The following is a 12,829-nucleotide window of genomic DNA, read 5'->3' on the forward strand; positions in this document are numbered from 1 at the left end:
AGAGAAGCGGCTACGTTTCATGTCCTGGTCCTCTCGATGGGCCAGAACGAACTTCAAACCGGATTAGATCAGAGGGGCAAGGTCAGCATCGACACATTGCCAAATCATGTCGATAGAACCGCAATCTATCGACATATTGTGATTGCAGCAAGGCGATCGCGCAAACGGAGGTTATTGATAGGGGCGGGCTTCCTCTCAAGGGGCGTTTACAGCCCGCTTGCCTTGGTGAGGTTGATCCGAAACCGGTCGCGCCGGCGCTGATAGCGACGGGTCATCTCGGCGGAGGCATGGCCAAGCTGTTTTTGCACATATCGCTCGTCGACCTCGGCCGAGGAAGCGAGGCCGGCGCGCAGCGAATGCCCAGAGAATTTGGTCCCGCGCTCGCCTTCCGACAGATCGCCACGAACGCCGGCAGCCAGCGCGGTGCGCTTGACCAGCCGCGCCACTTCCTGGGAGTTGAGCCGCTCGGCGCCCATGGCCTTGCCTTGGCCAGTGACACGGCGGAACAGCGGTCCGTGCGCGATACGAGCGTGTTTCAACCAGGTCTGCAGGTTGACCACCGGGCAGGTGGCGTCGGAGGAGCCGCGGCCGATCTCGACCTCGCGCCAGCCGGTTTTTCCCCGCAGCGTCACCAGCATGCCTTTGTCAAAACTCTCGATCCAACCCGAAGAATCTTCGGTCTGATCGCGGCCAAGATCGAGGCCGACGATTTCCGAGCGACGCAGGCCACCAGCGAAGCCAAGCAGCAACATGGCGCGATCACGCAGGCCGCGCAGGGTGCCGCGGTCGAGGGTTTCCAGCATGGCGATTAAATCCTCGGGCAGAATGGCTTCCTTCTGTAGGGGAGGGGAGGCGTGGGTGTTGCGGATACCGGCCAGCACGGTGGCGATGTGGCGGTCTTTCCTGTCCAGTGGTTGGCCACGCTGAGCATAATTCCAAGACAGCGAAGAAAGGCGGCGCTCGATCGTCGCCACCGATTTTTTGTCCCGACCAGATCCCGAGGCTTGCGCGGTGATGTAAAGGCCTACGGTCTGAGGATCGGGCGGCAACACCTCGATGTTCTGGCGGCGCGCCCAGGCGCAAAAATGCTTCCAGTCGGCGGCGTAGGCGCGCCGGGTGTTGGCGGAGCTAGCCGCCTCAAGGTAGTCGCGGGCGCGATCGGCGAGTTTTCCCAGATGCGCCGGCAGGCCAAACGTTGGCTCCGAACCGGACGCCGGCAGCGGGGCAGGGGACTTTTCGCTATCCTCGGGATCGTCCGCGGTCTGGCTCATAGCGAGCACGACATCGACAATATAAGGCAGGTCGTCGGCCGACGTCTGCGCCGCGAGTTGATCGACATTGACCCCCGTGCTGCGGGACGATGCGGAGCCCTGCTGAGGGTGATTTCTTGGTTTCTGCTCGACGTTTTGAGCCATACCGCATATAAAGAGGAAAACGAACGATAATGCAACATTATCGTTCGTTATAACACGCTGACAGGCTGTGCGTTTTGGTGCGAAATTGATGGCGAAAAGCGCACAGCCGCTTTACCCTCCAAATCATGATTCGCCTTGATCCCTCGGCCGCCAACTCTTCTGCGCCGCCCTCCGTTCCGGCCTGGGCGATCACAAGCGCCGGCGCGCCGAGCGACGGCGACGCCGCCTTCCGGGCCGGCGCCGCCTTGGGTGTCCTCGACACGCTTGCCCGGGCGCAGCCTGCTTGGACCGGCGTCTGGCGCCAGCGGCTGGCGCTGAAATGCGCCGCCGCCAGCATGCGGCTCGCCGGCCGCGCCGAGGACGAGGCCGCCTTGCGCGACGCGTGGCACCTGCGCCCGGCCGACGCCGATCCCGGTCCCGCCGGCGCCATCTTCGGCGCCTGGCGGCAGCTGGCCGGGCAGCCGCCCGCCGCCACCCCCGACCGGCTCGAAAAGATACTCGACCAGCTGGGTCTCCATTGGGACGTCGAGGCGCTGGCCTCGCTTTGTGAACACATCGACGATCTCGCGCGCTCGGGGCGGCCGGCGCCGTTCGCAGCCGCGGCGATCGCCGCTCACGTCGTCGCCGTGCGCCCTGACTGCGAGCTTTTGGCCTGGTGGCTCGCCGACCTGTCACTGGCGCAAAGCCTGAGCTGGTCGCGATCGCTGCCGCTGTTGATGGCTCAGGCCCTTGGTCCGGCTTTTCGCGATGAGGCCGGCGGCAAGCGCATTCGGCCGGGCGAAAAAGGGTTTGAGCGGGCGGTGTGCCTGGCGCTGCTTCGATCGGCGGCCGACGCGTGCCGGTTGGCCGCCGAGCTGTCGCGTCGCGCGGAGCGGCTCATCGCCGTCGCGCCGACGCTCAGGGCAAAGGGGGCGGGCGATGTGATCCAAAGACTGCTCGACGACGACGCTGTCTCCGGATCGCTAACGACGAAAAGCCTATCGCGCTTTGCGGCGCGACGCCTGTTCGAGCGGCTGCAACAGCTGGATGCCGTGCGCGAGCTTTCCGGCCGCCCCAGCTTCCGGCTTTTTGGACTGTAGGGATGAGCGAAGCGTCTGCCCGCCGCAAGCCGAACGAACAGGCTGTGTTGCTCGACACGGAATTAGACCACCTGCCGCCGGAGCTGCGCTGGCGCGAATGGATGGGCCGGGTCGAAGCGGTAATCTTTGCGGCAAATGAACCGGTGACACGTAATGTCCTCGCGCGGGTGGTGGGAAGAAACTGCAATCTCGAGCTGATCATCGACGACATTCGCGCCGAACTCGCCGGTCGCCCTTACGAGCTGGTCGCGGTCGCCGGCGGCTGGCAGCACCGGACCAAAAAGGTTTTTGGCGACGCCATCCATGCAGCCTTCGGCACGGCAGCGGGCGAGTGGGCAAAAGAACTGTCGCAGGCGGAGGCGCTGGTCTTGATGTGCATTGCCTATTTCCAGCCGATCACCCGTGGCGAGCTGTCAGACTTCTTCGGCAAGGAAGTGTCGCGTGACCTGATCGGCGTGTTGCGCGCGCAAGATCTGATCGCCTCGGGGCCGCGCAGCCCGCAGCCGGGCGCGCCCTATACCTATGTGACGACCAAAAATTTTCTGTCGCAGTTCGGACTCGACACGTTGCGCCAGCTGCCAGATTTCGAGGCGCTCGAAGACGCCGGGCTGGTGTCGAAGGAAAAGCTGCTGGCCGGCGATATACCGGCCGGTCTTGGCCGGGGGGAGGGCGACGGCGAAGAGGGCGAGCCAACGAGAGGCGTCATTGAGGATGAGGTACTGAACTGATTGAAACGGGTTGCTTACGGCAGCTAGCAACTCAGGACCAGGACGACTGGTCATGCGGCAGCCGGTGATCGGGATCGTGAACCGCGACGTGATCGCCTTCGACAAGATTGGCCGGAAAGATCACCAGATTGGTGCCGCCGGCATGACGAAGCGAGGGAAACAGGATGCCGCGAAACCCGGTCGTAATGACCAGGTCCGCAAGCTTCCACGAAGGCGGAACCTTCTTGTCGATGCGAGCGATCTGGCGCCAGGCACAATCCCAGTCCTTCCAGGCACTATCCCAAACATTCGGGTCGAATCCCTGCGAAAGGTCGGCCACCTCGGCAAGTGTGATCTTGTAGGCGGCAAGCGTTGCCGCCGGGGTGATGCTGGCACCCTGCTTGTATTCCTCCAACGCTGTCTGAGGCGCGCGGGACAGGTAAAGCGCTTCGACGCCGGCCCGGTTGAAACGGCCGCCGTCGATCGCCGCGCCTGCACCACTGGTGGGCAGGAAGGCCCATTTGGGCGTCAGATAGCGATGGAAGATCTCGTCCGGCCCGACTCGGGTGATCGTCACCCGCGCGCCCCGTTCTCCAGATCCCGGATGAAGGCCAGGACCGCTTCGACCTGGCCGTCTGCGACGAGTTCGGCAGCCGTGCGATGGCCATAGTCGGCGATTGGTTCATTGCGGTACCAGTAGATCGCCTTGTCGACTTCGCCGGTGAGTTCCGTCGCGGCCGAGATCACCTTCACCATCTCGCGCATCCGGCCCTGCAGGCGCTCCGATGACGGATTGCGAAGCGTGTTGCGATGAACACCGGTCAACTGTGCCAAATTGGCGACCTTCACGCCCAATGCCTGCGACAGGCGCTTCGGCGAGATATAAGGTGTGCGCGGCTCCTGCAAGCTGTCGACAAAGCCTGAGACCGCAGTGGAATGTGCGAGCTGTACGTGGGCCATGGCAAATCTTCGACCTCTCATATGCACAATATATGCACATTGCAATGCATAGCAAGTGAACAGTGGCCTAGCGCCTTCCAGCGACCTGTTTGTTTCCCTTGTCACGGGCTGAGTCGTCGCAGAAGGCCTGAAGGAGGACAGGGCTTCGTCTTCCCCACATATCTACGCAGCTCTTTTTAGGAGATCTACCCCGATGACCGTGACTTCATCTACGTCCGGAAACGCATGCGCAATCTGTTCCCAACGGTTCTGAAGTGCCGCAAATCAGGCCTTCAAAATCAACCCGATTGGCTGCTCCTGGCACGTTCCAGCCGGCCTTTTCACCATTGCGCACGAGAACGAAAATATCGCGCGTCGATCTGTTGTCGCGCAGATAGTCGCCGCAAAGCTGGTTCTCCAGGCGCTCGAAAAGTTCGGGCCGGTCCACTTGTCGGCCAGCTTCAACTCCGCCGGCACGGGTGCATCAAATCCCATCCCGTGGAACCTGATATCGGCCTTCTTGGCATACGCCTACCTGCCCAATGGCGGCGTTGGGGAGCGAGGCTGCCAGGTCCTCAGGTAAGACGCGGGCGGCGGCGGCTGTCGTCGAGGAGATGATCGACGCGCTGGCCGACGATCGATTTTCTGGGGAGGCCCGCGAAGCCATGGTGGACTACGCCACCATGATCGGCGCCATGACCTTGGCCCGAATCGCATCGGGGACGCCCCTATCGGAGGAAATCCTTGAACGTGCAAGGAAGCGCCTGCGTCGCGAGGCGCGCCCCGTCTCGACAGCGCCGTGACCGGACCACTCGCGGCCTGCGGCCTGAACGTCCGTTACGGAACACGGCCGCTCCAGCGAGCGGTGTAGGACGGCCGCTCTCTAACCAGGCCACGTATTACCGAATGTCCAAAGCTGGGAACCAGCCGATGAAGGCAGCTTTCGCGCGCAGATCGTCTAAAGGCTGGCTGTCCGTAAACCGGCCCCAGAACTGTCGGTCGCAACGCGCCTGATCTCGGTCATCGAAGTCATCCCGGTCGCCCACCAAAAGCGGTCACAGCTGGTGGTCAACGCCACGCCGCGTGAGCATTTCTTCCATAATGATCCCAGCATCGGCTTTTTCCTGCCCTGCCTAATGATCAAGTGTTTTGTGAACAGCATCGCACTTTGCTAATATTGCCGTCACTGTGCTCGGCGAGGAAATCCCAGCATGTCGGAGAAGAGTCCGGTCGCGTTGCCGGCGGCGTCGGTGGCAACAGGTTTTCTGGGCGGCAACGCCAACAATGCGTCCGAAGCCCGGCATGAGCGCCGGATCCTGACCGCGCTCTGCTACGACCTGGTCGGATCGACTGACCTTCTTGGCATCCTGGACATTGAAGAGTTCGAGGAACTGATATCAGCCTTCCAGCGGGCGGCGAGACAGGCGGTCGCGTCGTGCTCGGGTGCCGTAGAGGTCGAGGTCGGCGATGGCGGCGTTGCTTTGTTTCCTGCCGAAATAGACGCCAAGGATGCGGCATCGCTGGCGATCCGGGCCGGGCTCGAAATCATCGACGCCTGCAGGCGCGTCGGTTCGAACCAAGGCCGCGCCGATTTGCATGTCCGGGTCGGAATCGCGACATCGATGACCCTGATCCAGAAGGGTGACGCCGAGACGGGTCGTGACAATGTCACCGGCCCTGCCTTCGCGATGGCCACGCGGCTCCAGGCCATCGCGCAGCCGGATACGGTGTTGGTCTCGGACGCGACGCGCAACCTGGCGCGACGGTCACATGTGTTCAGCTTTAGGGGCAGCCATGCGATCAAGGGGTTTGCCGAGCCGGAGCTCGTCTGGCGCGCGCTGAGTCACAAGCGCGAGGTCGACCGCTTCTTCGCCTTCGGGCGGCTGAGCAGTCCGCTCGTCGATCGCGAGGCCGAACTTGCCACGATCGCCGAAGCATGGGACAGCGCCGTTGCAGGAAACGGCGGCGTGGTGGTGATCGAGGGCGAGGCCGGGATCGGCAAGTCGCGCATTCTTCACGAAGTGCGCCGGCGCACGCGTCACCAGCGCGCGAAACTGCTGCTCTTCCAGTGCACGCCCGGCGGCTTGCGGTCGGCGCTGCATCCGCTGCTACAGAACGTACGCGGCGATTTCGCCGGCAACGAAGGACAGCTGAGCGCTGCCGCTGTGGCAGAAGTATTCCGCGATCATGACGTCCGCGATCCTGAAATCATAGACATCTTCTCGTTCCTGCTCGGCGCTGCGGGAGCCGATCCGATGCTTAAGGAAATCGACGCCGAGGCGATGTGCGCGAAAGCCAATTGGGCGGTTCGCAACTCGCTCGAAGCCCTGTGCGCCAGCGGACCGATCGTCCTGGTGGTCGAGGACATCCATTGGATCGACCTGACGTCGAGACAATTATTGGCTGAGCTTGCACAGTCGGCCCGTCACTTCCGGGCGCTTGTCATCGTGACCACGCGCCCTGAATCCGGGAGCTGGCTGGCAGCATCGAATCCAAGGCATATCTCGCTAAAGCCGCTCAACCGCGAGCAAACGCGGCTGGCGATCGCGGCCATGTGGCCGCAAGGCAAGCCTTCAACTTCCTCGGAATTGCTCGACGTGGTGGAACGCGTGACCGGAGGCGTCCCGCTGTTCATCGAAGAAATCTGCCAGTGGATGGCCGAGAACGCGGCCTCGGCAACGGATCAGCTGGCGCAGACCGCGACGCGTAGTCATGCCTCGGTGTTTGAAAGCGTGATCGAGGCCAGGCTCGAAACGCTAGGGCCGGCACACGAAGTCGCGCGCGCCGCGGCCGTCGCGGGCAATCGTTTCAATCAGGAATTGCTGCGCGCGCTGTTGCCGGAGCTCGACGACGAAATCACCGCAAACGCGCTGGATTCACTGAGCGAGGCCGGGTTCCTGATCCGCGTACGGCCTTTTGGCGTTCCGGTCTATGGCGTGCGCCATGCGCTTATCCAGGAGACGATCTACAACGCAACGCTGCGCAAGAGACGGCAGGCCTTGCATCGCCACCTGTTTGCCGCGGTGAGCCGCAACCGAAACCTGGCCGGGTGGCTGAGCACCGCCGAGGTCGCCGAGCACGCCGAGCGCGCAGGCCTTCTGGAGGATGCGATCGCTCAGTTCGTGATCGCAGGCACGGAAAGCTCGTCCCGCTCGGCAATGGCGGAAGCGAGGCAGATACTCGAGCATGCATTGGCGCTCTGCGAGCGCGTTGCGGCAGCCGACACGCGAGACGCGCTGCGGCTATCGGCCATGATCGTGCTCGGTCCCATCCTGACCGCTGTCGAAGGTCCGAACTCGGGGCCCGCCCGCAAATTGTACGAGGACGGCGTGGTGATAGCCCGGCGGCGGCCGGTGGCCGAGCGGGCCAAGTGGTTCCCGATCTACTGGGGCTGGTGGTTCACGGATACCGTCATGGACGGCGAGCGCGCGGAAGTCGTGCTCAGCGATCTCAGGGATGTCGAGGATGCCGAAGTGCAACTCCAGGCCAGGCATTGCGTGTGGGCAATCGACTTCAATCTTGGCCGCCACGACCGCTGCATCGCGGCCGTCGACGCAGGACTTTCGCTCTATGAGCACGGCCAGGGCAAAGCCAATGCTGCGTTGTTCGGCGGGCATGACGCGAGGGTCTGCGGGCTCGCCCACCGCGCCTTGTCGCTTTGGTTCGTCGGAAAGCCGGCAAGCGCGATCCATTCGATGTCGGAAGCTAGGAGCTGGGCGCAGCAAACCGGACATGCCGGCAGCATCGCACATGCCTATCTCAACGAGGCGATGCTGCATTGCTATCGCCGAGATTTTTCGAGGTTACGAAGCGTGATAGCGGATCTGCGCCACTTGACGGAGCGCCATTATATGCCCGCTCTCGCCGCCGCAGCGCAAATCTTCGAAGGCTGGTGCGACGGCAACGCCGGCCAGGTCGAGAGCGGCAGGGAGAAAATGCGGCAAGGCCTTGGCCTCCATGGCGAGTTCCAGACGCCTGAGGACGAACCGGTCTATTGCGGCATGCTGGCAGAGCTTTTGACACGAACTGCCGAGGTCGATGAGGCGCTCGCGCTGCTGGGCTCGGCTGTGGCGCAGGCCGAGGCCGGCGGCAGCCGCTTCTGGCTGGCAGAGCTCTACAGGCGAAGGGCGGAGCTACTTCTTCTCAAGGGCGATACGGAGGTGGACGTAATCGCTGCCCTCCAAAAGAGCATCGCCATAGCCGCGGAGCAAAGTGCCGTGCCTTTCCTCGTCAGTACATACGAGACCCTTCAATCATCAGGCCTGTCGCCTGAACTGTCGTCTCGCTATCGCGATCGGGTCGAACGTGCGAAAACCGCTCTCGAGCCGGGCGCCGCGCTGATCGTCAATCCCGAATCGGCCGTTCGGCACTAGCGCATCCGCGATGCTGGAGCGATATCAACGCCTTGGTCCGCCGCCCGACGAGGCGCTGGCGAGGCTGATGAAGATGCGCGAAGGCCTGGGCATCACGCGGATCGCCGACATTACCGGGCTCGACCAGCTCGGCATCCCGGTCGTGCAGGTGACAAGACCTTTCTCGCTCTCCAACGCGGTCGCGCAAGGCAAGGGCGCCACCCTGGCGCAAGCCGCGGTATCGGCCATGCTGGAATCGGCCGAGAGCTTCTTTGCAGAGCAGGTGGCGAATTTCGAACCAGTGGTCGGCTGCGCCGATCAATTGGGCATCCCGCCAGATCGCTTCGAAATGCATCTCCAGGGGGGCACTGCGCCCGGATGGCGCGGCAGGGAGACGGCGTGGGTAGCCGCAGACAATCTTCTTACCGGCAGCCGCGACCTGGTCCCGTTCGAGCTCGTGCACACCGCCTATGTGTTGCCGTCACTGCCCCATGACGGGATTTTCGCGGCATCGACGAGCGGTTTGGCAGCAGGCTTCGAGGAGCCGGATGCCATCGTTCATGGCATGCTTGAATGCATCGAACGCGACGCGATCGCCACGGCATACCGGACCCACGGGTTTTTCCATCGTCAACGCATCGATCCCGAGACGATCGATGATCCGTCGCTGCGCGATCTCCTGGAAACTTTGGCCGCAAAGAAAGTGCTGGTCGGCCTTTGGCAAGCTTTTTCGCCGTTCGGCATACCGGTGGTGTGGTGCCATCTGCTGGAAGACGAACCGACGGAAACGGTCATTTTGGATCATCCGGCTGATGGTTCGGCTGCCGGTTTCAGTCCCGCCGGCGCGGCGGCGCACGCCATCTACGAAGCGGCCCAGGCCCGTCTGGCGGCGATCTCGGGCGCGCGCGATGACCTGACGCGTGCGTTCTATCCGAAATACCCCGATCGGCAGATGATCGCAGCGCATCGCCGGCTCCTCCGCGATGGCCCGCGCGGCGTGGATTTCCGCGCGCTCGCCGAGCAGAAGTTCAACACGGCGTCGGACGGGCTGTCGGTCCTCTTGGCAATTCTTGAAGAGAGAGGGTTCGATGCGGTTTACCTAATCCGGCTGGGAACGAAACCGTTCGACGCCCTGTCGGTTGTCAGGATTGTCATCCCTGCCTTGCAGCCGCTCTTGCAGGGGTAGGGATTATGCGCCCGAAACTCGTCTTCACTGGCCCTACCGTGTCCCATTCCGACGCGTTGAAGGTCGTCGATGCGGTATGCCTTCCTCCGGCCGTGCAAGGCTCGATCGTTTCGGCCGTGCAGCATTTCGACCCGAGTGCGATCCTTCTCATAGATGGCGGTTTTCAGACCGAGCCGGCGGTTCGGCACAAGGAAATCCTGTGGGCCCTCAGCCGCCGCATTCACGTCGTCGGCGCGGCCAGCATGGGTGCCCTTCGAGCAGCCGAGCTGTTCCCCCATATGCAAGGCGTCGGGCTTATCTACCGATGGTATCGCCGCTTCGCCTTTGCACCCGACGACGCAGTAGCGGTATTGCATGGACCGGCCGAAGTGAATTTCGCTCAATTGACGCATGCGCTGATTGACCTGCGCCGAACCCTTCGCGCTGCTTGCCGGCGCGGCGTGATTTCACCCGAACAGCAGGCGAGGCTCGAGGGTGCGGCAAAGGCCGTCAACTTTCGCGAGCGCACCCTGGCACGGATGGTTCGGGATGCGCACGACGGCAAGGGCGACGTCGAGAAATTGTGCAGGGAGCTCGGCGCGGCTTTCGTCCAGCAAAAAAAGCAAGATGCCCTGCGGGCACTCGAACTTTTGCGGGAGCAAGCATTTGAAAAAGCACACCCCATGCCGGAATTACAGCTAACCTCGGCCTTCTCCAAGGATATGGATGATGCGGGGCTGGCGCTATAGGCCCTGAGTCTCTTGGCGGCCGACGATTTACGTAACGTAAGTGCCGTGATAGCGTGGTAGCGTCAAAGGGGGCCAAGCAATTGGACGCGGTCAATCGTGTCGTTGCGCAAGATCTGTTGCTGGGAACGCGGTTCCTGGTCTACCCGCAGGTCCCTCACCTTTCGGGTTACGGAACGCCCGAAACAGTATGGATTTCTACTCCACCCGATCTGATCCGCTCCGGCCCAGAAGATCACCGCATCTACGTTCGCGATCCGCTCCTCGACAAGGAGCCTTACGACTACCCTTATCTGCCACCGTTTGTCGGCGAAATCTTTCCGCCTGCAGAGGCTGGGTTTGACGGCCATTTCGATCAGCTTTCCCTGACCTCGCGGCAGTTCCTTTCTGCGCACGCTTTCGCCTCGGTCAGCCGCGTGCTGGACATCTGGGAAAGCTACCTCGGCAAACCGATCGTCTGGTATTTTGCCGAGACTTACGAGCGGCTCGAAATCATCCCCTTCGTCGACTGGGAGAATGCGCAATCAGGCTATGGCTATCTGGAGCTCGGCCGAGAGCGCGGCATCGACGGAGGCAACTATCCCTATGCGCTCAACTTCGATGTGATCGCACATGAGGTCGGCCACGCAATCTTGTTTTCGCTGTTCGGGACACCAGCCGGCGGCCTGACTCAAGGCGATTTCGGACCGTTCCACGAGGCCAGCTCGGATCTGGTCTCGCTCTTGTCCTTCCTGAATTTCGACAGCGGCATGGACCGGCTGCTGCGGCACTGCAATGGCAACCTGCTTGTTCTCAATGAATTGAACCGGATTGCCGAGCTGACTGGCGATCGGCAGATCCGCCTCGCCAGCAACGCACGCCGCATGTCGGAGGTGACGTCGGAAATCCATGACAGGTCACGGCCATTCACGGGGGCTGTGTTCGACACGATCGTCGACGTCTACCACACGGCACTGGTGCACGAGGGGTTGGCCGACGAGCGGCTGCTGGGGATCGATATCAAGGATGTCGACCAATCCGACATGCAGCGCATTTCGGATTTCACGTCCCGCGCCTTCCGCGCTCGGCCCTTCATGTTCAAGAGCATGCTGATCAGAGCAAGGGACGAGGTGGCTCTCGCACTTGCTCAGGCATGGCCACGCCTCGATGCGGATGACCTGACCTTCGAGAATGCCGCTGCCACGCTGGTCGACGCTAGCGACCGGGTGGCGCCCGCGCTTGCCGAAAGGCTTGAAGAAAACTTCAGATGGCGAGAGATTCTATGAACTGATCGATTGCAACAAAAGGAGCGAGGAAAATGAGCGACGACTATCACCGACCGACACTGACGTTTCCATCAGGCGCTTACAACGCAACACAGGTCAGGCTTTACGGTATCGCCCCGGGCGGCGGAGATCTTGTTTACCCCAACCATCCAAAAAACCTTGAGAGCGCAGACTTCGCAATATCAGTTCGATCACAATCGGATGATGTAAGTCAAAATGACCAATTTCTACAGCAATTGACGGATTTAAAAGTTACAAAGGAACAATTTCTCAATCTTGTCGCAAATCGAAGAATAAGCGGATTTCCCGATGAGTTTGGCTACGCGACTCAGATTTCCATAGCCGTGCGAAATATCGGATTCATCGTGATTTCCACTGTGGTATCATTCGATGAAGCATATAAGAGCGGAAAGGTGCTGTCCTCTGGAATTATTGTCGGGTATTCATATGAGGGACATTGCTTCGATCTTCCAAAACCGAAGATCATGCTTCTTCCAGTTCTCCCTCAAATGATACCTCTCGACGATTGCGGATATGATAAGAAATTTAATAAACAGGGTGGTCCAGAGAAATATATGCTCTGGCTTGTCGATAAGCTTGACGAATGCGTGGAATTCGAGATGAACCAGGGGTTTATCGAGCAGATCGTCCTCGAGGCGAACCTTCCAGGCAAGCGTTCACCGACGATGTACGCATCCAAGATGACCATGGGACACCGTGGCGGAAAGCTGAACGACTAGTCTCTCATGTTCCCTGTCAAGGTTGAAGGCAAGAAGGCTCGCCTGCTTGGCAGGTTTGCCATGCAGTCGGATCGGCTGAAGCTGCACAGGGCTGGGGTGGAACTCAGGGACGACGGTTGATCAGAATCTCATCCGTGGGTTGGGTGCCGGCCTTACGTTCTTTGTCTCGGGGCTGTCGTCGGTCTAGAGAGCGGGCGTCGGGCGCATCGGCTCGGCCACACAACTGGCGACGGGAGTTCCCCACCTTGGCCCTACCGCCAAGATCGTCGAAGAAATCGACAGCGGTGATTTTTGATGTTTTCACGGTTGTGCACAGGCCAAGTTCCCGGGAGAAAGTAGCGGTATCCGAGCGCAACGCAATGCTTGTCGGTTGTCACCGCCGGCCATTGACACAAACGCGAAAGGATTCATCACATCGACA

Annotated in this window: 12 protein-coding genes; 8 read left to right on the plus strand and 4 right to left on the minus strand. The window is 61.5% G+C overall.

From position 1 onward, the window contains the following. Positions 1 to 206 precede the first annotated feature (206 nt). A complete protein-coding gene (locus tag NKH52_RS29760; RefSeq protein WP_352735960.1) occupies positions 207 to 1,415 on the minus strand; it encodes a site-specific integrase in 1,209 nt (402 codons plus the stop codon). Between the two features lie 125 nt (positions 1,416 to 1,540). On the opposite strand from NKH52_RS29760, the gene NKH52_RS29765 reads away from it, so the two are divergent. Together NKH52_RS29765 and scpB are read left to right on the plus strand one after the other, a co-directional pair. After that, complete coding sequence (locus NKH52_RS29765; protein ID WP_352735961.1) at positions 1,541 to 2,494, plus strand: DUF1403 family protein; 954 nt, start codon at positions 1,541 to 1,543, stop codon at positions 2,492 to 2,494. A 2-nt stretch (positions 2,495 to 2,496) separates the two neighbouring features. Beyond that, complete coding sequence (scpB, locus tag NKH52_RS29770) at positions 2,497 to 3,222, plus strand: SMC-Scp complex subunit ScpB (protein WP_352735962.1); 726 nt, start codon at positions 2,497 to 2,499, stop codon at positions 3,220 to 3,222. A gap of 31 nt (positions 3,223 to 3,253) precedes the next feature. Here the strand turns inward: scpB and NKH52_RS29775 are convergent, their stop codons facing one another. From NKH52_RS29775 to NKH52_RS29785, 3 genes are all read right to left on the minus strand, one after another. Beyond that, the gene (locus NKH52_RS29775) at positions 3,254 to 3,778 is read right to left on the minus strand and encodes an RES family NAD+ phosphorylase (protein ID WP_352735963.1); all 525 of its coding nucleotides are present in this window, start codon (positions 3,776 to 3,778) and stop codon (positions 3,254 to 3,256) included. Then, a complete protein-coding gene (locus NKH52_RS29780; protein WP_352735964.1) occupies positions 3,775 to 4,161 on the minus strand; it encodes a hypothetical protein in 387 nt (128 codons plus the stop codon). Before NKH52_RS29780 ends, NKH52_RS29775 begins: the two co-directional genes overlap by 4 nt. 205 nt (positions 4,162 to 4,366) lie before the next feature. After that, a complete protein-coding gene (locus NKH52_RS29785; RefSeq protein ID WP_352735965.1) occupies positions 4,367 to 4,588 on the minus strand; it encodes a hypothetical protein in 222 nt (73 codons plus the stop codon). Between the two features lie 166 nt (positions 4,589 to 4,754). Between NKH52_RS29785 and NKH52_RS29790 the strand changes: the two genes are divergently transcribed. The 6 genes from NKH52_RS29790 (at position 4,755) to NKH52_RS29815 (ending at position 12,408) form a co-directional block, all read left to right on the plus strand. After that, positions 4,755 to 4,943: a hypothetical protein gene (locus NKH52_RS29790; RefSeq protein ID WP_352735967.1), complete on the plus strand. Its 189-nt coding sequence runs from the start codon at positions 4,755 to 4,757 to the stop codon at positions 4,941 to 4,943. Between the two features lie 408 nt (positions 4,944 to 5,351). Further along, a complete protein-coding gene (locus NKH52_RS29795; RefSeq protein WP_352735968.1) occupies positions 5,352 to 8,513 on the plus strand; it encodes an AAA family ATPase in 3,162 nt (1,053 codons plus the stop codon). A gap of 10 nt (positions 8,514 to 8,523) precedes the next feature. Next, positions 8,524 to 9,678, plus strand: coding sequence for a YcaO-like family protein (locus tag NKH52_RS29800; RefSeq protein ID WP_352735969.1), 1,155 nt, complete (start codon positions 8,524 to 8,526; stop codon positions 9,676 to 9,678). 5 nt (positions 9,679 to 9,683) lie between these two features. Continuing rightward, complete coding sequence (locus NKH52_RS29805) at positions 9,684 to 10,406, plus strand: TfuA-like protein (RefSeq protein ID WP_352735970.1); 723 nt, start codon at positions 9,684 to 9,686, stop codon at positions 10,404 to 10,406. An 80-nt stretch (positions 10,407 to 10,486) separates the two neighbouring features. Beyond that, on the plus strand, positions 10,487 to 11,668 hold the full coding sequence (locus tag NKH52_RS29810; RefSeq protein WP_352735971.1) for a gluzincin family metallopeptidase: 1,182 nt from the start codon (positions 10,487 to 10,489) through the stop codon (positions 11,666 to 11,668). A 32-nt stretch (positions 11,669 to 11,700) separates the two neighbouring features. Then, the gene (locus NKH52_RS29815) at positions 11,701 to 12,408 is read left to right on the plus strand and encodes a hypothetical protein (RefSeq protein ID WP_352735972.1); all 708 of its coding nucleotides are present in this window, start codon (positions 11,701 to 11,703) and stop codon (positions 12,406 to 12,408) included. Positions 12,409 to 12,829: the final 421 nt, after the last annotated feature.

The sequence above is a fragment of the Mesorhizobium sp. M1066 genome (assembly GCF_040318635.1).
GTDB lineage: Bacteria > Pseudomonadota > Alphaproteobacteria > Rhizobiales > Rhizobiaceae > Mesorhizobium.